Source organism: Nostoc sp. DedSLP04, assembly GCF_034530775.1.
In the GTDB taxonomy this organism is placed as follows: domain Bacteria; phylum Cyanobacteriota; class Cyanobacteriia; order Cyanobacteriales; family Nostocaceae; genus Nostoc.
Window position 1 is genome coordinate 14478 of sequence record NZ_JAVRCL010000073.1, and the last position, 25022, is coordinate 39499.

A 25022-nucleotide genomic window follows, 5' to 3' on the forward strand; every position below is an offset into this window, starting at 1 on the left:
ATAATTAATTTTAATTAGGTTCGATGCTCCTTCATTTGTCAGGACTACTTTGCTTGTCAATATCAGATTTAAGATACAAAGTCAGATACTTAAGTAGGTTGGCTGAAATAATTCTCGTTGCGATCGGGCAGAAGCAGAAGGAAAAAGAGTTTAAGCCTTCTTTACTTTTCTTTACATAGTTTGCTTTTATTGTGCCGACTTACTTATTTATCATTTTCAAAAATCTTTGATATCTACCCTACAAACTTAATTATCCTATCTTTGGTATTTTTTTTAATCCGTCGAACTCACGTAGTATTAAGCTAAAGATTTTTTGGAGATAAGTTTGTTTGACGTAAAGCTGTGATGCGATGAAAGATGCATCTAATGCGAATCGATAAAATATCTAGACATATAGAAAGTTTATTGCGGATTTCAAGTTAGTGAAGTACACAAGCTAAGTTTCAAAGCCAGGTATAAAACCTGTTTTATATCATGTCCGCTAAATTACCCATAATAAAAGAACCCCACCCCGCCAAAGCTGTGCTTTGTCTCCCCTCCCCGCCTGCGGAGGGGTTGGGGGTGGGGTGATTCGGGTTTAATAAGTAATCGATTACTTCTGAATTCTGACTCCTGAATTCTGCTGTCTTGCAGCAAAGCTGGAGGCTTTCTTAATCCCTTAGATTGAGACGGAAAAATTATACAGTGTATAGATTTTAGAACTTACGCAAAATATCTCTCAAACTCTGATTTCTCCGTGCCACGCCAGTTGCTACCCTGCGGGAACGCTAAAAGCGAACAAGTCGGGGAACCGCAAGGGCGCACTGGCTTCTCTGTGCCTCTGCGGTAGCCTGCGGCAAGCCGAAGCGTCTACGTTATTCCGTAACTCGTGCGTAAGTCCTAGATTTAACTAATCAGCATTTGGTTTCATGCTAAAACGTAATTATCTACTTAAACACTTAAACTTTTTACTCGCAAATCCAGTATTAGTTATCGTACTAATGCTCACAGCATTGACGAGTGGTTGTCAAAAAAACGATCCGGCAGCAAATGCTCAAAGCCCGCCAGCATTGCCAGTAAAACTTCAGAGAATTGACGCAGGTACAATCGAAGAAAGTTCCGAGTTTGTGGGATCGTTGGAAGCGCAACAAAAAGTCATACTACAGCCCCAAACTCAAGGACGAATCGAATCAATTCTGGTGTCAAGTGGTCAGCGAGTGCAGCAGGGTACGCCGATCGCATCTTTGAGTTTAGATCAGGCTCAGGCTAATGTCGCCAGTTCGATCGCAGCTGCTAATTCGGTGCAAGCAGCATTGGCTACTGCTCAAGCAGAGCAACAACAAGCCGAAGCCCAACGCACCAAAGCGGCTGCAAATGTTCAACTGCAACGGACACAGTTCAATCGTAGCCAACAGTTGGTCAACGAAGGAGCCATAGCAAGACAAGAGTTAGACATTGGTAGAAATAATTTACAAACTGCTCAAGCAGACCTGCAAACTTCCGAAAAGCAAGTCGCAGCAGCTAGGGCAGCCGTCCGCCAAGCACAGGCAAACATCCGCCAAGCTCAAGCAAGCACAGCTGCGGCGCGAGTCAGCCTCAATTTCAAGCAAGTGGTAGCACCCATTACTGGCGTAGTTGGTGAATTTCCGGTCAAGGTTGGAGATTATGTCAACATCGGCCAAACAATCACCACACTCACACAAAACGATTCACTGGATCTCAATCTTTCTATACCTTCAAATCGATCGCGCCAATTACAAACGAACTTACCCGTGCAGCTAATCGATCCCACCACTCAGCAAGTGATTGGTACAGGTGCGATTAGCTACATTTCTCCAAATGTAAGTTCAAATCAACAGTCAGTTTTGAGTAAAGCCCGCTTTCGGAATTCACAAGGGCGATTGCGCGATGGACAATATGTTAGAGCTCGCGTGATTTGGAATCGACAACCAGGTATATTGATTCCCACCGTTGCAATTTCTCGCATTGGTGGACAAAGTTTTGTGTTTGTCACCGAAAACAAAACCGTCAATGGACAACAGCAGCAAGTTGTGCATCAGCGTTTAGTGCGCCTGGGAGATATTCAAGGGCCCAATTATCAAGTGATCGATGGGCTTAAATCCGGCGAAACGATTGTAACTTCTGGCATTCTCAAACTTAGAGAAGGCGCACCAATCCAACCAGTGTCATAAATCCAGGATCGATAATTTATGATTTTTTCGATCGCGAATACCTTCATCAAACGCCCGGTATTAACTACCGTTTGCACTCTACTGATTCTGATTGTCGGTGGCGTGTGTATTCCGTTGCTGCCGCTTAATTACTTGCCAGATATTGCACCGATTCGCGTTCAAGTTTCAGCTTCCTATACTGGGGCGGATGTGGAAACTGTCGAAACTGCGGTGACAACTACGCTGGAGCGACAAATTAACGGTGTTGAGGGAATGCAGTACATGACCTCGAACAGTTCAGCAGGTAGTAGCCAAATTTCTGTATATTTCGGGTCGCAGGTAGATAAAAATATTGCTCAAGTTAACGTCCAAAATCGTCTCGCCCGTGCTACACCTCGCCTACCAACAACGGTGCAACAATTCGGTGTGACAGCACAAACATCTTCTACAAGTATTTTGTTAGTCTATGCTCTTTATCCCGAAAATAATGAGTATGACGCGCTGTTTATTAGTAACTATATCGATCTGAATTTGCGAGATCAACTGCTGAGAACGCCGGGAGTTGGGGATTTAACAATTTTTGGTGAAAAGCAATATGCAATGCGGTTGTGGCTCGATCCGAATGCACTGGCGAGTCGAGGCTTAACTGTGACAGATGTTGCTACGGCATTGCGATCGCAAAACATTCTCGCCGGAGCCGGAACATTAGGTCAATCGCCTATCCCTCCAGGTCAAAGTTATGAAATTCCGTTGCGAGTCAATGGTCAATTTAAAAATGCGTCAGAGTTTGAAAATCTAGTTATTCAAGCCGGAAGTAATGGCAGTTTAATTAAACTCCAAGATGTGGGTCGTGCAGAACTTGGCTCGGAGACTTACAGCAGCAATGCCAGAAATAATGGTAAGCCGTCGATTGGGATAGCAATTTATCAGTTACCTGGTAGTAACGCCCTGGATGTGGCGAAAAACGTTCAGGCTCAGATGGATGAGTTGATGAAAGACTTTCCACCGGGCTTAAAAGCTGAGATTGTCTACGATACTGTTGGATTTGTGCAAGCGTCACTCGAAGAAGTGCTGAAAACACTAGTTGAAGCGATCGCTCTTGTCGTACTGGTGATTTTTCTGTTTCTGCAAAACTGGCGAGCCACAATTATTCCCCTGGTTTCCATTCCCGTTTCACTAATTGGGGCGTTAGCATTCGCTTATATATTTAAATTCTCGTTGAATAATTTAACGTTATTTGGCTTAATTTTGGCAACAGGATTAGTTGTAGATGACGCCATTATCGTTGTTGAAGCGATCGCCCGCAAGGTTGAACAGGGAATGCGACCACTGCAAGCATCAGTCGAGGCAATGGATGAACTTACCGGAGCCGTAGTTTCAACGTCGCTGGTATTGATGGCGGTGTTTATCCCGGTGGCATTTTTCCCAGGTTCGACAGGAAAAATGTATCAACAGTTCGCGTTGATCATTGCTTTTTCAATCGCCATCTCAACCTTTAATGCCCTTTCCTTTAGTCCGAGTATATCTGCAATCTTGCTCCGTCCGTCTCGCCCTGCACGCGGGCCGCTTGGCTGGTTTTTTGGCCGTTTCAATCGAATTTTACAATGGATCATTGACAAGTATTTAGCGACGGTGAATTTTCTGATTCGCGTTCGTTATGCGGTAATTGGATTATTTGTGGTTGGTTTAGCTGCGACTTATTTCATGTTTACCCATGTTCCCACCGGATTTGTTCCGAGTGAAGACCAGGGAATTGTTTTAGGTATTATTCAAGGGCCAGATGGAGTTGCCCTCAACTATACCGACCAAGTAATTACCAAACTCGAACAAATTCTCGAAAAAGAACCAGAAGTGAGTAACGTTTTCGCCACTTCGGGATTTGGCTTTGCAGGTAGTGGTTCAAATCGCGGTGTCTTCTTTGCAAAACTCAAGCCGTGGGAGGAGCGCACTCAACCCAATCAAAGTGCCTCTGGAATCTTAGCCCGAATCAATAAAGAATTTGCAACGATTCCAGAAGCTATTATCACCGCAGTCAGTCCGCCACCGATTCAAGGCTTTAGTACTTTAGGAGGATTTGAATTACAGCTAGAAGACCGTACCAACGGACGACTGACAATCAATGATTTTTTTGCCAATGCTCAAGCGGTGCTAGCCCAAGCAAATCAAAAACCAGCGCTCAAAGGTGGCGTTTTTACACAGTTTACTGCTAGTACACCACAGTTTCAAATTGACTTCGATCGCACTCGTTTAGAAGCACTTAACATCGATTTTCAACAAGCTGTGAACACACTCGGAGCTGCAATTGGCTCCCAGTATGTCAACGATTTTACTTTGGGACAGCGTAGCTACCGCGTATATGTTCAGGCAGATGCTAACTATCGGCGATCGCCAGATGATATTCAACGGCTTTATGTGCGATCGGCAAATAACCAAATGGTTCCATTGAGTGAGGTCGCAAAAATCACACCTACTACAGGCCCATCAGTAATTTCCCATTACAACGGCTTCCGCGCGATCGATTTACAAGGTAGAGAAGCATCGGGTTACAGTAGTGGACAGGCGATTCAGGCAATGCAACAAGCGGTGGCTGAAGCAGCAACGCCAGGTGTTGGCAGTGATTGGATTGGAACTGCCCGCGAAGAATTAAGTGCAGGTAACTTGGGGATTTTGATTTTTGGCTTCGGGATCATTATGGTGTTTCTGACGCTGGCTGCTCAGTATGAAAGTTATATCGATCCGGCGATTATTTTGTTAACTGTACCGTTAGCGTTGTTAGGCGCATTGAGTGCCTTATCTTTGCGCGGTTTGGTGAATGATGTCTACGCAAACGTGGCGTTAGTGATGCTGATTGGATTAGCGTCAAAGAACGCGATTTTGATCGTCGAGTTTGCCAATCAAGGTCTTGAACAAGGTATGACAATTCGACAAGCAGCCGTAACCGCAGCGCAAGAAAGATTTCGACCGATTGTAATGACTTCAAGCGCTTCCTTGCTGGGATTTTTCCCCCTGGTAATCGCCACCGGAGCCGGTTCTGCCTCACGCTGGTCGTTAGGAACAGCCTTATTTGGCGGGTTACTCGTAGCAACGATTTTGAGTTTGCTAATTGTTCCAGTCCTGTACGTAATCATCAAGACTTTGGAAGAACGCTTCTTGAAGAAAAAACCTGCTAAACCTTCCCAACCGCCATCCCCAGATGGAAACGAAGATGGACAATCAAGAGCGATGCCAACTCCAGTCGGAGACGCTGCGCGAACGACGAACGCTCATCAACATTCATCTGTAATTATCAAGCAGAATGCTGATGATAACAAACGTAATGATTCGAGTAAGTAAAAAAGGAAGAGGGTTAAGGCAAGAAACGCGATGAATCGCCGTCAAGACAAAAGATTGGTTATTAGACCTCTTGCTTTCATTGCTTTTTGCAAGAGGTCTATTGTTAATACATCGGCGGCCTTGTTAATGCATCGGCTTGTATTGTGAATGCGGCCGCGGCCTTGTTAATACATCGGCTTGTATTGTGAATGCGGCCGCGGCCTTGTTAATGCATCGGCTTGTATTGTGAATGCGGCCGCGGCCTTGTTAATGCATCGGCTTGCATTAAAAACACTACGTTTTTACGCAAAGCTGTACTTAGAAAGCTATAGCAACAGCCAAAATGGTTAGGACATTAACAGATGATAAAATTTAGACACAAAAAGGCTTTTCACCCAGTCCCCAGTCCCTAGTCCCCAGTCCCTTGCTATAGTTTCATTTTTTCTCTGCTTGTATGAAACCACCCTGGACTCTCGAAGAGCGGGGAGGGGGTTGGGGGTGGGGTTCAGTACCAACTCAACCCAGAATCGGTATTATTACAAGAGGTAAAGATTAAGCTGTAACTTTGAGAACCACTGACACAATGTAGAGTATCTCCTGATAATTTAGCAAAGCTATAAGCATTGGAGCGAAGCAAATGAACGCTAAATTAATCGTTTTTTCTGCCTTTGTGACAGCATTTGTAGGTGCAGGAATTGGTTTTATTATTGCTAATTTACTTCCTTGCCCTTACACAAGTCAAATGTATAAAGATTTAGAGCAAAAATATGCGATCGTTGGTGCAGTTGCTGGCTTGTTGATTGGTTCTAGTCAAGAAATGATTCGAGAACTCAAGCAAGAGCGGGATGCAGAAGAAGAATTGCTGCGGGATTTGAACAAAGCTATTCACTCAAGTACAGATCGAGAAAATTTATGACAATTTTTTGACAAGAACTAACAGCAATAGCAAAAATTCCGATCGCGGTTCTGGAAAACTGCGATGGCATTGCCGCCATACTCACAAGTGGTAACTCTGGAATTGGGCTAGCAGTCGCACTTACCTTCGCCCGTAAAGCTGCCGATGTGCTGATGTATGCAGGTGTGTCTATTGATGGTTTGCTAAGTCCAACTGCACTCTTTTGACTATTAGATGCCCTTCAAACAGTAGGCGATCGCGTTGCATTGTCTGGAGTGTCAAAGAGTTTGGTTATGTTAAGTAATTCGTTATAATTAATATAAATTAATTGTTACAGAGGATTGGCATAAGCCACCAATTTTAAAAATAGTGCGCTACTATCGACAAGCAATAAAAAATCTCCTAGAGGTCTGATATTAATACGCCTCTATTTATAAGTTGAAGAGGATAAAAAAGATGGTTCAAAGTATAGGCGGTATAGCGAAATATTCAGCTACCGACCTAGACCGATTTGCTCAAAAACTGAATCAAGACGGAATTTGTGTAATTCCCGGTGTTTTTGAGCAAAAATTAATTGACGAGTGGGCACAAGCTTTTGAAAACTTATTTCACGAGCGTCAAAATCAACCAGGTGGGTTGGCTCCTCGTGAAGTTTCCCGCTACTATCTAACCTTGCCTTGGATTTACCCATTTGCTAATGAGTTAGTTTTTGCCAATCCAGTGATTATGGGTATCCTAGATCGCGTGTTTTACCAAGAATACGTAATGGTTCAGATGGGAGTTGATGTTCCATTCCAGGGTTCAGATTATCAGGAAACCCATCGGGATTTTCGCCCGTTATTTAGCGATCGCATAGTTACACCACTTTACGCCCTCGCAGTTAACTTTCCCCTGGTGGAAGTAACCGCAGAAAACGGGCCGTTTCAAATGGCGCGTGGTACTCATGTTATACCGCGTGAAGAAGGATTAGAAAAAGTTGCCAGTGGTGAAATTCCGATGGAATCCTTTTATATGCAGCCTGGTGACGTGATGGTGCGATCGCCTTTAGCACTACATCGGGGTTCCCCAAATCGGACAAACCACCCAAGGCCGATGGTAGTCATGGGCTATGCTATGCATTGGTTGCACACACCAAAGGTAGATTTGACTCTTCCACAAGACTATTATGATAGTCTCCCAGAAAAACTAAAGCAGATGCTACGGTGTCAGCTAGTAGAAAGCTTACCTAAGAACAAAGTCGAAACTTACGTGAATTTCAAATACTAGTAGTTTTTCAAGGCAACAATGCTTGGTAAATAAGTTTGTAGTCAGGACTTTAGTCCTTGATTTAAGCGTTAAAGCCCTCACTACAAACCCGGCAAACTTAACTTGACTAACCACTAGTGGAAGAAGGATTTTTGTCATTCCATAGATAATTAAGATGCAAACCTATACTAATCCAGTCTACAAAGGTTATTTTGCCGATCCTTTTGTTTGGCAACACGAAGGCGTATATTATGCGATCGGTACTGGTGCAGCAGAAGCAGAAGGAACGGTAGATGAAGTAACCTCCGTGGATTCCAATCATAAATCGCGTGTCTTTCCTCTGTTACGCTCCTTCGACTTTGTAAATTGGGATTATGTTGGTAACGCGCTACAACGCCCAGATCCCGCCCTTGGCGATAATTTTTGGGCCCCCGAAGTTGCTTACTGCGATCGCCAATTTTATCTTTACTATTCTGTAGGGCATGAAGATAAGAATCATCAGTTACGTGTAGCTACAAGCGATACTCCGTTAGGGCCATATCAAGATGTTGGCGAACCAGTCGTAGATCCAAAGTCCTGTCCTTTTGCGATCGATCCGCATCCATTCCAGGATGACGATGGACAGTGGTATTTGTTTTACGCCCGTGACTTTCTGGATACATCAGATGGAGTGCGTGCTGGCACAGCATTAGTTGTAGACAAACTCCAAACCATGACTAAACTTGCTGGTGAAGGGAAAGTGGTATTACGTGCGCGATCCGATTGGCAACGGTTTTTAGCCAATCGTTTGATGTACGGTGAAATTTATGATTGGCATACTTTAGAAGGCCCCTGCGTTCGTAAGCATGAAGGTAAATACTACTGCTTTTATAGTGGTGGACGCTGGGAAACTGAGAACTACGGTGTAGATTATGGCGTTGCTAACAACGTGATGGGGCCTTACTCTGATGCAGGTAACGAAACTGGGCCACGGGTGCTAAAGTCTGTTCCTAATTTTGTCATCGGGCCGGGACATAATTCTATTGTTCTTGGGCCAGATGGTAAGACTGAGTATGTTGTCTACCATGCTTGGACGAAAAACATGGATATGCGGCAAATCTGCTTAGATATGCTGATCTGGAAACCAGAAGGGCCATCTTGCAATGGCCCTACCTGGACACCGCAGACTATCAGCAACTATTAAAGATTTTGTGATACATTAACACCGCTAACTTTGGCTGGTATAACAACGCTATAGTAGCCAGCTGCGATCGCTGCTAATGCATTAAGCAAAACATTAGCACCGAACAATGGCATTAAACCAAAAAATGTCTTACCCAAAGGCAACAATCCGATGATGGCCAGCAAGGCATAAGAAACTGCAAAACCACGATTAAATAGACGCGCTGTGGTAGTATTGTTGTAAGAAGTAATTCCTAACAATCCGACGGCACAGCGAACAAGATTATGCAAAAAATTGGTGGGAATTGCACCAAAGATATAACCAAAACCAGCAGAATAAGCACTAGTAGATTGATCGAGTGGAACAAAAGATTCGCTCGATCCTGGTAATGAAACCAAAGCTGGTACAAATCCAGCTAAACCTAAAAGTAAATAACTGATTCCGATAGCCAAAGCAATGTAACGCTCGATCATTTTTGCCTGGTTAATGTTTTCCATCTTGTTTCTCTTGGTAAGTGTGTAGATGTTTAGGAAATAGTAACTCCTAGCTGATAAATCATCAAAATCTAATTTCTTAATAGATATAAATAGATCGTCTCTAGCTAGTTAACTATCTCAACATAATATTTTTAATTCAACTTCGTCTTTCATATATTTCACTCTATCAAAGGTAATAAACACTATTTTAAAAAAGCTTCCAAATTGAGTTTAATTTGGGGCTTATGTTTTTTATCTTGATTAAAAAATATTTGCTAATTAATTATTGTCATTGCTATGATGCTTTGTTGCTTTAGCCACTTGTAGAAATGGCATTTTTAGTTCATGATGTTCATGATTTCTAATTTTATTATGAAAAGAATTATTGAAGGGCGAATAGATATCTACCTCGGATAGCCAAATCATAGTTTCATAACCAACCCGACCCATTTCTGGCTCTAAACCCATAGGCATCTCTAGCAAATAAACCCAGCTACCTGACTGAGGCCGGTAATTTTTGATGATGCCTTCTTTGCCGATAAACTCTACCTTTTGACCGCTATGAAACTTAGGTAGTGATAAAAGACTTGCATTCATTACTCGTAATTCTTTCGACTAATAGAGTGATAAATAACCTTATAGCTAATATAAAACTTGCGGTTATCCGTCACAGGTTTCAATGTATTCTCTGTCAGTCGTTTTAATAGTAAATTTGACTTTTTATATCTAAAGTCGGAATTTTCATTAAATCTATTAAATTTTTCAAAAAAAACTTTCAAAATCAGAAACTTTACTACTTAATTTATTTCCAATGCCTACACTTATCGCACTACCTATTTTATTGGAAAAACTCTGAGATAGAAAACGCGATCGCTCCATCATTAAAAGCGATCGCGTGAGGTTTATGAATTGAATTATTATCAATCTTACACATAATCAAAAAGCTTTTATCCTACCCAAGGTTGAGATAATATCTATATCATCAGAGTGAAATTTATAATACTTATTTACCAAAACTAACAATCAAAGAAATTAGTTCTGCTACTATGATTTATAAAATAGTTGTTACAATAATATGTATTCTAGATAACAAATTAATATTTTGTTTTATAAAAATACTGTTTTAATACTTAAAACCAGGCAATTGTTTATATAAATTTAGCGTTAAATATTTACTCTAAGTTACCAAATAAGCTGAATTGATTAATTTTAATAGTATTAATAATTATTTTAATTATATTGTGTACGAAACCGAACAGACAAAAACAACTATATTTGCATGGTTTTCAATATAAATATTTATTTGTGTTACATAAGTTAATAATCTATTTTAGATAAAATAAAAATATAGTGCTTAAGACTTAATCAAGAAAGTAATTTTATATTTATTTTGGTAGATGAAAAAATTAGACATAAAACAGTATTTTCTTAAGTAGTGAACCAGTCAAGCCAAGTATTGATTATACCGATTCGATATTGAAAAGCAGCAAAATATATTGCAAGCTTTTGCCTGAAAGTAAGCTTGATGCTGCCTTACAAAGAAAAGGTATTAGCGTTTAGCTAGTCAGAATTAATAATTTAAATAACGAGACAAACTATGGCAAGTGAAAAATCTCAAGTCAAAAACAACGGTGTCAGCAATGTTATTTCGTCGAAGCAGCGTAAAACAAAGCGATCGCAGCTAGCCCAAACGCAATCATCGAGTACATCACTGTTGGATTTAACTTCGTCTAATAAAAAAGTTCAATCAACAGAAACTTTTAAAGATACACCTGATATAGTTTGCTTATCTCATTTACGTTGGAATTTCGTCTATCAAAGGCCACAACATCTTCTTAGTCGCTGCGCTCAAGGAAAGCGAGTCTTCTTTATTGAGGAGGCAATTTTCTCTGAAGAACCGTTGGCAAGGTTAGATGTAAACCAAGATTCTAATGGAGTAGTTGTGGTTGTGCCACACCTACAACAAGGTTTAAGCGAAGAAGCAATCAACGCAGATTTACAAGTACTAATTAATAATTTATTTGCAGAGCATAATATCAACAAATACATTTGTTGGTATTACACACCAATGGCGATCGCTTTTACCCGCCACTTGCAACCCCAAGCTGTGGTGTACGATTGCATGGATGAATTATCTGCATTCCAGGGAGCATCACCCACTTTAAAGAATTACGAAGCCGAACTATTCAAGCGTGCAGACTTAGTATTTACAGGGGGACAAAGCCTTTACGAAAGTAAAGTGAACCAGCATCCCAACGTTTATGCCTTTCCCAGCAGTGTAGATGTCCCCCACTTTGGCCAGGCGAGAAATCTTCAAGAACCAGAAGATCAAGCTCATATTCCCCATCCTCGCCTTGGATTCTTTGGCGTAATTGACGAACGGATGGATATTGAACTGCTTGCTGGTATTGCCGAAGCCCGTCCCGACTGGCATCTAGTAATTATTGGGCCAGTTGTCAAAATCGATCCCGCAGCTTTGCCACAGCATGAAAATATCCATTATCTCGGTGGCAGAGACTATAAACAGCTACCTGCCTATTTAGCAGGGTGGGATTTAGCAATGTTGCCCTTTGCGCGTAATGAGTCAACACGCTTTATTAGCCCTACCAAAACTCCAGAGTATCTTGCCGCAGGTAGACCTGTAGTATCTACTTCGATTCGAGATGTGGTACGTCCTTATGGAGAGTCAAAACTGGTGCGAATTGCAGACACAATTTCTGAGTTCGTCACCGCCGCAGAACTTGCAATGCAAGAGGATACTCCAACTTCAGAATGGCTGAGTCGAGTAGATGCCTTTTTAGAAAAGATTTCTTGGGATCGCACTTGGGCATCAATGATGAAGCTGATTGACTCTGCCATTGCAGCGCGTGATGGTGAAGACAAAGCTAACTCCACAGGCGCGGCTGGTAAACAAGCACCAAATGTCATTACCAGAGATTTTGTCTTCGATTACTTAGTCGTCGGCGCTGGTTTTTCTGGTAGCGTCATTGCTGAACGTTTGGCAACTCAAGGTAAAAAAGTGCTGGTTGTAGACAAGCGCAACCACATAGGCGGCAATGCCTACGATCATTACAATGATGATGGCATTCTTGTACACAAATACGGTCCCCACATCTTTCACACCAACTCCCGCGAAGTCTTTGAATACCTCTCGCGCTTTACTCAGTGGCGGTCTTACGAACATCGTGTCCTTGCCAGTGTAGACGGGCAACTTGTCCCGATTCCGATCAACCTCGACACCATCAACAAGCTGTATGGGATGAATCTCAATTCATTTGAGGTGGAAGAGTTTTACAAATCCCTTGCTGAACCCGTAGAATCCATCCGCACTAGTGAAGATGTGGTGGTCAGCAAAGTTGGTCGAGTACTGTATGAAAAGTTTTTCCGTAATTATACCCGTAAGCAATGGGGACTCGACCCATCAGAACTTGACAAATCAGTAATTGCCAGAATTCCCACCCGTACCAATCGTGACGATCGCTATTTTACCGATAGCTACCAAGCAATGCCACTCCACGGCTTTACCCGGATGTTTGACAATATGCTAAATCATCCGAACATCAAAGTAATGCTTAACACTGATTATCAGGAAATTCAAAAAGCTATACCTTGCCGCGAGATGGTATATTCCGGGCCAGTTGACGAATTCTTTGATTATCGCTACGGCAAACTACCATATCGTTCCCTTGATTTCAAGCATGAGACGCATAACACGAGTGTGTTTCAATCAGCGCCAGTCATCAACTATCCCAATGAACAGCTTTATACTCGTGTGACAGAGTTTAAATACTTAACTGGTCAGGAACACTCTAAAACAAGTATTGTTTATGAGTTTCCCAAAGCTGAGGGAGACCCTTATTATCCTGTACCGCGTTCTGAGAATCAGGAAATTTACAAGAAATACAAGGTGCTGGCAGATGAAACTCCAGGGATCTATTTTGTGGGACGATTAGCGACCTACAAGTACTACAACATGGATCAATGTGTTGCTCAGGCTCTAGCTGTGTACAAACAAATTGCGGTTAAGGCTTAAATAATTCGTAATTCACGCCGTCCGCGTACAACTTTCTTTCAAACCTAACCCCCAGCCCCTTCCCTTGTAGGGAAGGGGAGCAAGAATCAAAGCCTCTCTCCCCGTAGAGGACTACAGTGTACAGACAAGTCGAATTACCCCCCTTAATCCCCCCGATATATTGGGCTACCGTGTATACACAAGTCAAATTACCCCCCTTAATCCCCCCGATATATTGGGGGGAAAAAAGAAAAATCCGGTTCCCTCCCCTTTGCAAGGGGAGGGTTAGGGTGGGGTAAAACCTTGAACCTATCCCACTATTCTAAAAATCCCTACTTCTTTTCGTAAAATGTGCTTGAAAACCTTGATTTTTCGTTTTCAGTTCTCAATTAACTTAAGCTTTGTAGCACAAATATTATTAGTGGGATAGGTTCTTGGGTTTTTCAGCTATTTCAGACTTGTGTGTTGATCGTAGCTCCCTGTGGAGGAGAGGTATGGAAGCGGGATTCTAAGAAGAAGTTGCACCTCGCGTTAATTCGTAATTAGGACTGCACTGTATTTAATAAGGTGCGTTACCCTAACGCACTAAAAATCTAGGATGGTGCGGTGCGTTAGCCTCTGGCATAACACACCTTACAAAACTGAAAAACAACGCATCAAATAAAATATCAGCTTGAGTTGTAAATTATGACTTCTGCTTTCAACTCGACACTCAACACTAACAAAGCACAACTTCCTCTAGAAGTGTGGGCTGGTGTAGAGTGTACGGTTAATCGTGTGGGTGAAGAGTATTTCGATCAATTAGAACGCAATGGTCATGCAACCCGCTTAGATGACCTAGATTTATTCGCTGAACTTGGCATACACGCCATCCGCTATCCAGTACTTTGGGAAAGGATAGCGCCCAATGGTTTGGAAAATGCTGATTGGTCGTGGGCGGATGAACGGCTGGGACGCTTGCGCGAACTCGGCATCCGTCCGATTGTGGGGCTAGTGCATCATGGCAGTGGGCCGCGTGATACTAGCTTAGTAGATCCAGAATTTCCTGAGAAACTAGCAGTGTTTGCTCGTGCGGTTGCAGAACGCTATCCTTGGGTAACACATTACACACCCATCAACGAGCCATTGACAACAGCACGATTTAGTGGGATGTATGGTCACTGGTATCCTCACGGACGGGACGATTTAACCTTCGCTCGTGCTTTGTTAGGAGAGTGCAAAGCGATCGCTCTTTCGATGCAGGCAATCAGAGAAGTCAATCCCAACGCCCAACTCCTACAAACTGAGGATTTGGGTAAAACTCATAGTACGCCAAAGCTGGCTTATCAAGCAGAATTTGAGAATGAACGTCGCTGGTTGAGTTTGGATTTATTATGCGGCCGAATCAACCCAACTCATCCCATGTGGGATTACTTGCGCGACTGTGGTATCAGCGAGACTGAACTTGAAGAATTTTTACAATATACCTGTTTGCCTAACATTATCGGCATTAACCATTACCTGACAAGCGAACGCTTTTTAGATGAAAATCTAGAAAACTATCCAGCTTGGACGCATGGTGGTAATGGTCGGGACAAGTATGTAGATGTAGAGGCAGTGCGAGTTTGTGCTGAGGGTTTGGCAGGCCCCCGGACATTGCTCAAAGAGACATGGGAACGTTATAAACTACCCTTTGCTGTCACTGAAGTTCACTTGAGTTGTACCCGTGAGGAACAGCTACGCTGGCTCAATGAAGTGTGGAATGCAGCCCAAGAATTACGAGACCAAGGCGCAGATGTTCGCGCTGTGACTGCTTGGGCACTTTTGGGCAGCTACGATTGGAATAGTTTAGTGACTCGCTCGGCAGGATACTACGAGTCAGGCGTATTTGATTTGCGCTCTCCACAGCCTAGACAGACTGCGATCGCCAAAATGGTGCGAGATTTAGCTACTGGGCATAAACCCAACCATCCACTACTTGATACACCAGGATGGTGGCATCGACAAGAGCGTTTGGTCTATCCAGCAGTCAGTTGTCGTAGCAATAATTACAAAATATCGGAAACTGATGAGTCAAGCAATAATCTAAAATCCAAAACTTGTACTGAGCGAAGTCGAAGTATCCAAAATCCAAAATTGGTACGTCCCTTGGCGATCGTCGGAGCCACAGGAACTCTAGGCAAGGCTTTTGCTCGGTTGTGTGAAGTCCGAGGAATTTCATATTGTCTGCTAAGACGCCAAGATATGGATATTGCCAATCCTGCTTCCGTCAATAAAGTACTTACCGAATTGCAACCGTGGGCAGTTGTGAACGCTGCGGGATACGTGCGAGTAGACGATGCCGAACGCGAACCCGATGTTTGTTTAAAGGTAAACGCTGAAGGGGCAGCGATTTTAGCTGCTGCTTGCGCTCAACATAATGTGGCGCTGGTAACTTTCTCTTCAGATTTGGTATTCGATGGTGCTGAGTCTAATCCTTATGTCGAAACTGATACTGTTGCGCCCCTCAATATATATGGGTGCAGCAAAGTTTTGGCAGAAAAGCTAGTATTACAGGCTCATCCGGCATCACTAATAATTCGCACCAGCGCATTTTTCGGCCCGTGGGATGATTACAACTTTGTGACGATCGCCCTGCGGCAATTAGCTGCTGGAAATACTTTTGTTGCTGCCGAAGATGCGATCGTTTCGCCTACTTATGTACCCGATCTTGTTCATGCCAGTCTTGATTTATTGATTGATGGCGAGAAAGGTTTGTGGCACTTGGCTAACAAAAGTGCTGTAGCTTGGGCTGACTTAGCCCGATTAGCAGCGAAAAAAGCAGGTGTGAGTGTCAGCAGTCTAATTGCTCGTCCGACGCAAGAGCTTGGTTTAATTGCTCCCCGCCCAGCTTACAGCGTTCTCGGTAGCAATCGAGGTGAATTAATGCCAAACCTTGACAGTGCAATTTCTCGCTACTTGGAAGAAAGAAATTAGTTGGCTGGCAATCTAATTTTAACGTGAGTTCGACGAGTGCTATTTTGACCTCTCCCCCAGCCCCTCTCCTGGTAGGAGAGGGGAGCAAAAACCCTCCTTACTCCGTTACTCCTCCCTCTCCTTACCCAGACGCAACGCGTTCGCCTTTTAAGAAAGGGAGGCTGTCCGGGAGAGGTCTGTTGAACTCACGTTAATTTTAAGGGGAGCAGGGGAAAAGTCCTCTCCTCTGCACCCTTCCCCCTGCCCCTCTGCCTCTTCTCAATGCCCCATTCCCCATACTTCGACTGCGCTCAGTACAAGTTCCCCATTCCCAATTCTCGATTGGAAAATTATGGCAACTATTTTAGTCACGGGAGGAGCCGGATATATTGGCTCCCATGCTGTATTAGCTCTGAAAAACGCAGGTTATAAAGTAATCGTTTTAGATAATCTATCGAACGGACATAGAGAACTTGTAGAAGAAGTTTTGCAGGTAAATTTGATTATTGGAGATATGAGCGATCGCACTCTTCTCGATGACATATTTTCAACTCACAACATAGCTGCGGTTATGCATTTTGCTGCTTATATCGCAGTCGGTGAATCTGTCACCCATCCAGCCAAATATTACCATAATAATGTTGCAGGTACTCTGACGCTTTTAGAAGCAATGATTGCTGCATCAGTTAATAAATTTATCTTTTCTTCTACTTGCGCTCTTTATGGTGTACCAAAGTTTGTTCCTCTGACCGAAGACCATCCGCAAGATCCCATTAGTCCCTATGCTACTAGCAAGTGGATGGTAGAAAGAATTTTATCTGATTTTGATACAGCCTACAATTTAAAGTCTGTACGTTTCCGTTACTTTAACGCCGCCGGTGCTGACCCTAATGGGTTGCTGGGTGAAGACCACGAACCTGAAACTCATCTCATCCCATTAGTACTACTAACTGCTTTTGGTAAGCGGGAATCAATTTTGATTTTCGGCACTGATTACCCTACCCCAGATGGTACTTGTATCCGAGATTATATTCATGTGACTGACTTGGCAAAAGCCCATATTTTAGGTTTGGAATATCTGCTCAAAGGGGGAGAGAGCGAAGTATTTAATCTAGGAAATGGCAGTGGTTTTTCAGTCAGAGAAGTGATAGAAACTGCTAAAGAGATAACAGGCAAAGAAATTAAAATAGAAGAACGCGATCGCAGACCAGGCGACCCTCCTATTTTAGTTGGCAGCAGCGACAAAGCAACTAAAATATTGGGCTGGCATCCAGAGTATCCTAATTTGAACGAAATTATCGCCCATGCTTGGCAATGGCATCAACAACGACATAAGTAAAAACTATAGCAATCCGATTTGATTCGGAGAATTACTTGTAGAGATTAGGGACTGGGGACTGGGGGCTGGGAAGAAGGAATAAAGGTGTACTGAGTTTTTTTCACGCAATCAAATATGAGTCCTATAATTTAAAACATCCTGTAAGGATTAGAAATTCATTCTTTCGGTACTCGTAAGCTAATGAAAGAACTTGTTTAAATTAAAGAATGGCTTAAAACAAGTATCAGTCAGTATTAGTTAATGAGCGTAATCGAGTTTCAAAATTTACCTAATGCACAGCAGTGCCAAAAAAGTACACTGCCCTCTTTAGGGCTAGTTTGCATCACCTCAGACAAACAAGTGCGCTTTCGGACAATGACACGCACCCGATACTTAAAACTTTCCCTTAGCGATCGCGAAAGTGCCCTGAGTGAACTGTATCGCCATAATTTGCAACGCTTACATGATGCCCTCTCCTTTTGTCAGCAGAATAAAATTCAGCTTTATCGGATGTCTTCTAATTTATTTCCCCTAAGTGACTTAGAAGACGAAATCGGCGCAAATATATTAGAAGCAATGAGCGCTGATTTAGCAGCAATTGGTCAACGAGCAAATGCATTGAACATCAGAATGGTGTTGCATCCAGATCAATTTGTAGTGCTAAGTTCTGATTCCCCCGAAGTGGTACAAGCAAGTATCAATAATCTAGCAGGACATGCACGTATACTTGACTTACTGGGATTACCGCGATCGCCTTGGTCATTAATGAATATTCATGGTGGCAAATCTCAACGTCCCGAACAACTAGTAAAAGTAATTTCCGAACTACCAGAAAATATCAAAAGCCGCTTGACTCTAGAAAACGATGAATACGCCTATAGTGCCGATGAAATTTTAGCAGTATGTCAGCAAGCTAGTGTGCCGATGGTATTTGATGCCCATCACCATATTTGCCACGAAAATTTGGATAGCTACGATCATCCGAGTGTAGCATCCATGTTTTACGCAGCGCGAGAAACTTGGAAAAATCCAGATTGGCAATTAGTCCATATTTCCAATGGTGAGCAAGCTTTCAATGACAGAAAACACAGCGACTTGATTACCGATATGCCCAATGTTTACTACCAAGCACCGTGGATCGAAGTCGAAGCCAAACAAAAAGAAGAAGCGATCGCACTTTTGCGTTCTGGGTGGCTAATGAACAATAATTGTACATAAATTAGAGACATCTAGTCTATGTTGTCTGCACCTCTGGTGTTGTGTCTGGGTTAACCACAGTGAAACTTAGAGGATGTTTGAAAAGTTTTATTCTCGGTAACAAAACGTTCTAGATTCCCCTAAATCCCCCAATTTATTGGGGGAGTTTGATTCCGGTTCCCCCTTAAAAAGCTACAGTATACACACAAGTCTTTTAAAGTTGCTATGTAACGTAGGGTGGGTTAATTTTTGTAGGTCGATGCAACAAAAATGCAGGACGATGCAACAAAAATGTAGGACGATGCAACAAAGATGCAGGACGATGCAACAAAGGTGCAGGACGATGCAACAAAGGTGCAGGTCAATGCAACAAAGGTGCAAGACGATGCAACAAAGGTGCAGATCAAGAGACTTGTGTGTACACCGTAGCCTTAAAAAGAGGGGCTAGGGGGATCAGTTAGTGCCTAAATATCACATAACCACTTTTCAAACAATCTCTTACACGTTTACAGCCTCATTTATGGTTAATACCTCACTTAATTGGTCTATAAACCATTTTATAGAAGCTTGATTTTGATGTGATTATCTATAGCTAAATTGCTTATTTCTATTGGTAGATTAAATCAAAATTTAAAAAGACCAAAATGAAAATATACAGACATAAAAATAACCTGTAAATTATTAGTTTTATGCAAAAAATTTATGGCAATGTTCAGGGAATAAAAGCTAGTCAGATTAAACGACTGCAAGAGCTTTATGAGCAAAATCAACCAGCAGATAGATTTCTTACGCCAGAATTTGCTCAAGCTTTAGCTACAATTAGTCAACAAATTCATCACCCGATTTGTTGTTATATCAACCGGCGTGGGCAAGTTATCCGAATTGCTGTCGGAACACCCAGTCAAACTCAAATTCCACCTGAAGAATTACCCCGCCGCAGTGCAGAACGTTTGAGCGGAATCCGTTGTGTTGCTACTCAACTTAAATCAAATTCACTTCATGAAGCCGCGTTGGTTGCAATGATACGTCAGCGCTTAGATGCTCTTGTCATGTTAACTGCAATTGATGGCAAAGTAAAAGAAGCTTTTTTAGCTTACCTTTTCCCTGACTCAGAAAGTCCTTGGGTAATTTCACCTCCTTTAAGTTTGGACGATGTAACCGAACAGGAATTTGATGAACTAATTGAAGAATGGGAGAGAGAAATTGTTGACGCCGGAGATGGAATATTCTTATCTCAAGAAATTGTTTCCGACCAAGACAGGGTGCTGCTGGTAGGAGTGCAGACAGAAGATGTCTCAGTTCAACGATTTGAAGATGGACTTGCAGAACTAGTGCGTTTGGTTGAAAGTGCTGGAGGAATTGTACTTGATACAATGCGGCAAAAGCGCGAGCGCGCCCATCCCCAAACAGTGGTCGGTAAGGGAAAAATTGAAGAAATCACCCTTTTAGCTCACAAACTAAGAGCTAATCTAATCGTTTTTGACCGAGATATTTCTGCATCTCAAGCCCGTAATTTAGAACAAGAGATTGGCATCCGAGTTGTAGACCGCACAGAAGTAATTCTGGATATTTTTGCTCAACGCGCTCGCACTCAAGAGGGTAAATTACAAGTAGAACTGGCGCAACTCGAATATATGTTACCTCGGTTGCGCGGTCGCGGTCAGGAAATGTCTCGATTAGGTGCGGGAATTGGTACGCGAGGCCCTGGTGAAACAAAACTAGAGACGGAACGGCGAACAATTCAACGACGAATTGCTCAACTACAGGAAGAAGTAAATCAATTACAAGCACATCGCGCCCGAATTAGACAACAACGACAACAGCAAGAAATTCCGGTTCTGGCATTAGTTGGCTATACCAATGCTGGTAAATCTACTTTGCTGAATGTGTTAACCAATGCGGAGGTTTTCACCGCAGACCAACTATTTGCTACCCTCGACCCAACAACCCGCAAGGTGGTAATTACAAAACCAGAAACACAAGAACGCCGCTCAATTTTGCTCACAGATACTGTAGGGTTTATTCACGAACTCCCACCACCACTGATGGATGCGTTTCGCGCCACATTGGAGGAAGTTGTTGAGGCTGATGCGATGATTCATGTCGTGGATTTATCCCATCCAGCTTGGGAAAGTCATATTGCGAGTGTCCTAGAAATACTCGAAGAAATGCCTGAGATTCCAGAAAAAAGTTTGGTTGCTTTTAACAAGGTTGACAAAGTAGATAGCGAAACCTGGGCTAGGGTTCAACAAGATTATCCCGAAGCTGTGTTTATATCAGCAACCCAGCACTTGGGTTTAGAGACTTTAAAAATGCGATCGCTACAACTAATTGACGAACCTGTAAAGGCGATTGCAGTTCCACAAAATTCATACTAAACAAGAAGGAATTATATGACACCGACTATCATTGTTCACGGTGGAGCAAAAACCATCACGGACGATAAAGTTGCAGCCAACAATGCAGGCTGTACAGCAGCAGTAGAGGCTGGTTGGGCAGTGCTAATCAGTGGAGGTACGGCCGCAGAAGCTGTAGAAGCAGCGATTCGAGTTCTGGAATCCGATCGGACATTTAACGCTAGCCTCGGTGCAACTCTCAATAGTGATGGAGAGGTGGAATTAGACGCGGCGATTATGGAAGGCTCATTAAGTTGGGGAGCAGTTGCAGCAGCTCAGGGCATCCGTCATCCAATTTCGGTTGCACGGAACATTATGGATGATAAACCCAGACTACTAGTAGCGCGGGGTGCAGAACGCTTCGCCATAGATTCCGGGGCTGAAATGTGCAAAAAAGAAGACTTAATAGCTGAGGAACAGTTGGAGCAGTGGAAGGAAGATCAAGAAGTAATCGATCGCCCCAACACCGTAGGTTGTGTAGCTTTGGATGCTGGCGGCATCCTAGCTGCTGGCACTTCAACTGGCGGCACTACCAAGCAGCAACAAGGTCGCGTCGGTGATACTGCACTTGTTGGTTGTGGCTTGTATGCTGATAATAAAATCGGCGGTTGCTCAACAACAGGTGATGGCGAGTCGATTATCCCGGTGGTTTTGGCTAAAACTGCGATCGATTTTTTGAGTGGCGATCGCCATCCAGATGAAGCCGCACAAATGGCAATTGACGCTTTGGTTTCTAAGGTTAAAGGTGAAGCGGGGTGCATCCTCATAGACCGTCAAGGACGCCTTGGCTGGGCGTATAACTCATCACACATGGCTTGTGCTTATATGACCGTAGGACAAGATAAGGTGGCTGCCTTTACTAAGAAATAACTCATACCAATTCGGAATGGGCTACGCTCAGGTAATGCGTAATTAATGAAGCCAAATTACATCTGAGTTTTCAAGTTTAAATATACAGCTTTATTTTTTAAAGTTGGTATTATTTGGAAATGCAGGAGAATCGTTTTCTATAAACAACCGCATCCCCTTTGGGGATGCGGTTTCTCGGAGGACTAAATGAATTCAAAATATAACTTTCAATACTTTCAAGGGAATTCTCTTTCTGACTTGTTTGCTCTTGATATCACAGATGCATCTTATGGGTTTATTTTAAATTACCCTGCAACTGCCAGTTGGGCTGCTTATCCTAACCGAAAAAAATATTTTATTCAAGATGGCAGTAGTGAAGCCACCAAAACCTCCTTCGACAAGATTTGTCAGAAGGAACCGTGGAAAAATCTGGCTGTATTAGGCGATCGCATTCCTGGAATTGTGATTATTCCGCCGCCAAAGTCGCTGCTTGAATACTGGCAAGAGCATTTCGGCTTCAGCCAGTCCAATATTGAAATGATGGATTGCTCGACTTATCTGGATGATCTTAGCCACAGCGAACGCTTTGACAAACTTATTAGTCTATTTCCCTTCGATCGCCTCAAACCTGAAAAACACGCTGTTGATCCAGACACTCATTACCGCTTACTCAGCAAAGTAACCCTAGCCGAATTGGGGGTGCAATGTCCAAAATACGAAAGCTACAATCTGCACCAAGTAAATATTGAAGACATTCAGTTACCACAATATCCCTACTTAATTAAAACATCCCACGGACTCTCAGGAGAAGGCACTTATATCATCAAAAGTCCCAGCGATTTGAACTACTGCCTTGAAGAAATTAGGAAGTATCTTGATATTAAGTTGCTCAATACGATTATTGTCTCGGAGTTCGTCAAGAATGAGGTGCAAAATTACTGCGTACAATTCTATGTCAACAAGCTAGGAGAGATAACCCTTATTGGCACTACCGGCCAACTCGTCACTCCAGAAGGTAACTATTTAGGTGGACTGATTGACTACCGCAACACTAACATGAGCAAGTTCTTTGAGATGATTGCTAACGTTGGTCAGTATGCTCACAAACAGGGTTATTTCGGCGTGATTGGCTTTGATGTGCTGGAAGATCGAGACGGACAATTTTATGCGATCGATGCCAATTTCCGAGTCAATGGCTCGACTCCGTTGTGCTTGCAGCGTAATACCCTACTGGGGCTAGGAAAGGGAGTAGCTAAATATTCCAGTGACTACCGCATGGAAGGAGCGTTGGATTCAATTTTAGCCACTTTAAAACCAGAACTAGATCGCAAAGACTTAATCGTTCTGTCGGCTTTAGAGAAAATCAAATACGGAAAAATCTACACAGATATTTATGCGATCGTGACTGGAGAAACTATCCAGGAAATGCAGCATATCGAGCAGAAATTACAGGATAAGGGATTACAATGGCTCCCTTAAACACTGCCTCTGTTGATATCTGGCATTATCAATTTTCATTTATCGTAGAAATTTGGGAGTAGCTTTATAGCAGTAGGCAGAGGGCAGGAGGTAAAACTATTGCTAACTCTAGCATTCACTCTTTCCAAATGTCCTAACTTGTGTGACTACGGCTATAAAATATTTCAAAATATCCTGTTTCAGGGTTTAAATAATCAAATTAAAGGTTAAAAAGCAGAATTATTTGAGATAAAAATCAATAATGATACTTCTAGTCGCTACATTGGTCACACAGTTAAAACAAACTAATAAAGCATAAAATTTATTTTTAATACACTTTTTTATAGAAAAAAGTATTCAAAAAGTATAAACATAAAATACATAATTTACACTTTATTTAAATATATTTAATTAGGAGAATAGACATGAAATTTCAAATAGAATGTAATACAGGTAAACTTAGTAAAATATGTTTAATTTGCCAGCAAAGTTCTCAGACAGATCGAGCCAGGTTAATTGTATGCAATGACCAAGGCGAAGGTTATGGAGATATATGCCATCAATGTATAAGTAAAGGTGGTGATTGGGTTCAACTTCAACTCCAAAAATTCAGCCATCAACTACTAACTTGAAAATTATTTTAAGGATATCAAATTTTTATAGTAAGCGGCTGTAGCCTTTAAAATAGGGCTATAGCCGCTTATTACGAACAAATTTAATTAATTTTACATTGTATAACATCAAAAGAATAATATAACTGAATGAGTAAGCTACAAATTGGTACTAGTGGTTGGGTTTATAAGCATTGGATGGATATTTTCTATCCACCACATTTGCCTAGCGATCGGCAATTATCATTTTATGCTCAACATTTTTCCACTGTAGAAATTAACTTTTCCTTTTATCGTTTGCCAGAACGGTCTGTCTTTGAAACTTGGTGCAAGCAAACACCATCTAATTTTATGTTTGCTGTTAAAGGTAGCCGCTATCTCACCCACATGAAGAAATTAAAAGACCCGATAGAGCCGCTATCTCGCCTAATGGAACGCGCGTCTGGATTGCAAGAAAAGCTCGGCCCTATTTTATTTCAATTTCCTCATACTTGGCAGATTAATATTGAACGTCTTCAGCCCTTTTTAGAATTACTGCAAACCTACCCTCAACAAAGATTTACAGTTGAATTTCGTCATTCAAGTTGGCTGATTCCACAAATTTATCAACTACTAGAAAGTGCAGGTGTAGCTCTTTGTCTACCTGTCAGCCCAACAGTTCCTCTTGATATCTGTTTGACTGCCCCTTGGACTTACATCCGTATGCACAGTGGGCAATGGAACGTAGGTTATACCGATGAAGAATTATCTACATGGGTTGAACATATCCATTTATTTCTAATGCAGGAGATTGACGTTTACATGTATTTCAACAACGACCCCGATGGAAACGCTATTCGTGATGCTCAACGACTCTATAGTTTGCTGGGATGTTGTTGAAATACATAATTGAAAACTTATTATTCCACTTCTATCAGATCGGTTGACTGCTTCATTGGGAATAAGAATCGCATGGGAGCATCCCATTTTTGCAAAAACATTAGATAGCAAGTTGACCATTGAGGTAG

16 protein-coding genes are annotated in these 25022 nt (G+C 42.3%); 14 read left to right on the forward strand and 2 right to left on the reverse strand.

Features of this window, described 5'->3' with window-relative positions; genetic code table 11:
* The first annotated feature begins 908 nt into the window (after positions 1 to 908).
* The 5 genes from RMX89_RS29630 (at position 909) to RMX89_RS29650 (ending at position 8785) form a co-directional block, all read left to right on the forward strand.
* Positions 909 to 2171, forward strand: coding sequence for an efflux RND transporter periplasmic adaptor subunit (locus RMX89_RS29630; protein ID WP_322691446.1), 1263 nt, complete (start codon positions 909 to 911; stop codon positions 2169 to 2171).
* Between the two features lie 18 nt (positions 2172 to 2189).
* Positions 2190 to 5483: an efflux RND transporter permease subunit gene (locus RMX89_RS29635; RefSeq protein ID WP_322691447.1), complete on the forward strand. Its 3294-nt coding sequence runs from the start codon at positions 2190 to 2192 to the stop codon at positions 5481 to 5483.
* Between the two features lie 616 nt (positions 5484 to 6099).
* Entirely contained in the window at positions 6100 to 6378 is a 279-nt protein-coding gene (locus tag RMX89_RS29640) for a hypothetical protein (protein WP_322673029.1), read from the forward strand.
* Positions 6379 to 6813: 435 nt separating this feature from the next.
* Positions 6814 to 7623: a phytanoyl-CoA dioxygenase family protein gene (locus tag RMX89_RS29645; protein WP_322691448.1), complete on the forward strand. Its 810-nt coding sequence runs from the start codon at positions 6814 to 6816 to the stop codon at positions 7621 to 7623.
* Positions 7624 to 7777: 154 nt separating this feature from the next.
* Positions 7778 to 8785 (forward strand): glycoside hydrolase family 43 protein, encoded by a 1008-nt coding sequence (locus RMX89_RS29650; RefSeq protein WP_322691449.1) that lies wholly within the window; start codon positions 7778 to 7780, stop codon positions 8783 to 8785.
* On the opposite strand, the gene RMX89_RS29655 is transcribed toward RMX89_RS29650, so the two are convergent.
* A complete protein-coding gene (locus RMX89_RS29655; RefSeq protein ID WP_322691450.1) occupies positions 8782 to 9261 on the reverse strand; it encodes a DUF4383 domain-containing protein in 480 nt (159 codons plus the stop codon). The two genes, RMX89_RS29650 and RMX89_RS29655, sit on opposite strands and share 4 nt — an antisense overlap.
* Before the next feature lie 258 nt (positions 9262 to 9519).
* On the reverse strand, positions 9520 to 9837 hold the full coding sequence (locus RMX89_RS29660; RefSeq protein ID WP_322691451.1) for a hypothetical protein: 318 nt from the start codon (positions 9835 to 9837) through the stop codon (positions 9520 to 9522).
* Positions 9838 to 10837: 1000 nt separating this feature from the next.
* On the opposite strand from RMX89_RS29660, the gene glf reads away from it, so the two are divergent.
* From glf to RMX89_RS29705, 9 genes are all read left to right on the forward strand, one after another.
* Positions 10838 to 13273 carry a UDP-galactopyranose mutase gene (gene glf / locus RMX89_RS29665; RefSeq protein ID WP_322691452.1) on the forward strand — a complete coding sequence of 812 codons (2436 nt, stop codon included), beginning with the start codon at positions 10838 to 10840 and terminating at the stop codon, positions 13271 to 13273.
* A gap of 666 nt (positions 13274 to 13939) precedes the next feature.
* Positions 13940 to 16207, forward strand: coding sequence for a family 1 glycosylhydrolase (locus RMX89_RS29670; RefSeq protein WP_322691453.1), 2268 nt, complete (start codon positions 13940 to 13942; stop codon positions 16205 to 16207).
* A 331-nt stretch (positions 16208 to 16538) separates the two neighbouring features.
* Complete coding sequence (gene galE, locus RMX89_RS29675) at positions 16539 to 17525, forward strand: UDP-glucose 4-epimerase GalE (protein ID WP_322691454.1); 987 nt, start codon at positions 16539 to 16541, stop codon at positions 17523 to 17525.
* A 240-nt stretch (positions 17526 to 17765) separates the two neighbouring features.
* The gene (gene uvsE / locus RMX89_RS29680; RefSeq protein WP_322691455.1) at positions 17766 to 18722 is read left to right on the forward strand and encodes a UV DNA damage repair endonuclease UvsE; all 957 of its coding nucleotides are present in this window, start codon (positions 17766 to 17768) and stop codon (positions 18720 to 18722) included.
* A 668-nt stretch (positions 18723 to 19390) separates the two neighbouring features.
* Positions 19391 to 21079, forward strand: coding sequence for a GTPase HflX (gene hflX / locus RMX89_RS29685; protein ID WP_322691456.1), 1689 nt, complete (start codon positions 19391 to 19393; stop codon positions 21077 to 21079).
* Positions 21080 to 21094: 15 nt separating this feature from the next.
* Positions 21095 to 21967 carry an isoaspartyl peptidase/L-asparaginase family protein gene (locus RMX89_RS29690; protein WP_322691457.1) on the forward strand — a complete coding sequence of 291 codons (873 nt, stop codon included), beginning with the start codon at positions 21095 to 21097 and terminating at the stop codon, positions 21965 to 21967.
* Positions 21968 to 22153: 186 nt separating this feature from the next.
* On the forward strand, positions 22154 to 23425 hold the full coding sequence (locus tag RMX89_RS29695) for an ATP-grasp domain-containing protein (protein ID WP_322686050.1): 1272 nt from the start codon (positions 22154 to 22156) through the stop codon (positions 23423 to 23425).
* A gap of 404 nt (positions 23426 to 23829) precedes the next feature.
* The gene (locus tag RMX89_RS29700; protein ID WP_322686051.1) at positions 23830 to 24036 is read left to right on the forward strand and encodes a hypothetical protein; all 207 of its coding nucleotides are present in this window, start codon (positions 23830 to 23832) and stop codon (positions 24034 to 24036) included.
* Positions 24037 to 24165: 129 nt separating this feature from the next.
* Complete coding sequence (locus tag RMX89_RS29705) at positions 24166 to 24894, forward strand: DUF72 domain-containing protein (RefSeq protein WP_322691458.1); 729 nt, start codon at positions 24166 to 24168, stop codon at positions 24892 to 24894.
* Positions 24895 to 25022: the final 128 nt, after the last annotated feature.

What these genes read in the sequence shown, in the direction of transcription:
- RMX89_RS29630 (WP_322691446.1), top strand. Translation starts at nt 909, where the DNA reads ATGCTAAAACGTAATTATCTACTTAAACACTTAAACTTTTTACTCGCA.
- RMX89_RS29635 (WP_322691447.1), top strand. Translation starts at nt 2,190, where the DNA reads ATGATTTTTTCGATCGCGAATACCTTCATCAAACGCCCGGTATTAACT.
- RMX89_RS29640 (WP_322673029.1), top strand. Translation starts at nt 6,100, where the DNA reads ATGAACGCTAAATTAATCGTTTTTTCTGCCTTTGTGACAGCATTTGTA.
- RMX89_RS29645 (WP_322691448.1), top strand. Translation starts at nt 6,814, where the DNA reads ATGGTTCAAAGTATAGGCGGTATAGCGAAATATTCAGCTACCGACCTA.
- RMX89_RS29650 (WP_322691449.1), top strand. Translation starts at nt 7,778, where the DNA reads ATGCAAACCTATACTAATCCAGTCTACAAAGGTTATTTTGCCGATCCT.
- RMX89_RS29655 (WP_322691450.1), bottom strand. Translation starts at nt 9,261, where the DNA reads ATGGAAAACATTAACCAGGCAAAAATGATCGAGCGTTACATTGCTTTG.
- RMX89_RS29660 (WP_322691451.1), bottom strand. Translation starts at nt 9,837, where the DNA reads ATGAATGCAAGTCTTTTATCACTACCTAAGTTTCATAGCGGTCAAAAG.
- glf (WP_322691452.1), top strand. Translation starts at nt 10,838, where the DNA reads ATGGCAAGTGAAAAATCTCAAGTCAAAAACAACGGTGTCAGCAATGTT.
- RMX89_RS29670 (WP_322691453.1), top strand. Translation starts at nt 13,940, where the DNA reads ATGACTTCTGCTTTCAACTCGACACTCAACACTAACAAAGCACAACTT.
- galE (WP_322691454.1), top strand. Translation starts at nt 16,539, where the DNA reads ATGGCAACTATTTTAGTCACGGGAGGAGCCGGATATATTGGCTCCCAT.
- uvsE (WP_322691455.1), top strand. Translation starts at nt 17,766, where the DNA reads ATGAGCGTAATCGAGTTTCAAAATTTACCTAATGCACAGCAGTGCCAA.
- hflX (WP_322691456.1), top strand. Translation starts at nt 19,391, where the DNA reads ATGCAAAAAATTTATGGCAATGTTCAGGGAATAAAAGCTAGTCAGATT.
- RMX89_RS29690 (WP_322691457.1), top strand. Translation starts at nt 21,095, where the DNA reads ATGACACCGACTATCATTGTTCACGGTGGAGCAAAAACCATCACGGAC.
- RMX89_RS29695 (WP_322686050.1), top strand. Translation starts at nt 22,154, where the DNA reads ATGAATTCAAAATATAACTTTCAATACTTTCAAGGGAATTCTCTTTCT.
- RMX89_RS29700 (WP_322686051.1), top strand. Translation starts at nt 23,830, where the DNA reads ATGAAATTTCAAATAGAATGTAATACAGGTAAACTTAGTAAAATATGT.
- RMX89_RS29705 (WP_322691458.1), top strand. Translation starts at nt 24,166, where the DNA reads ATGAGTAAGCTACAAATTGGTACTAGTGGTTGGGTTTATAAGCATTGG.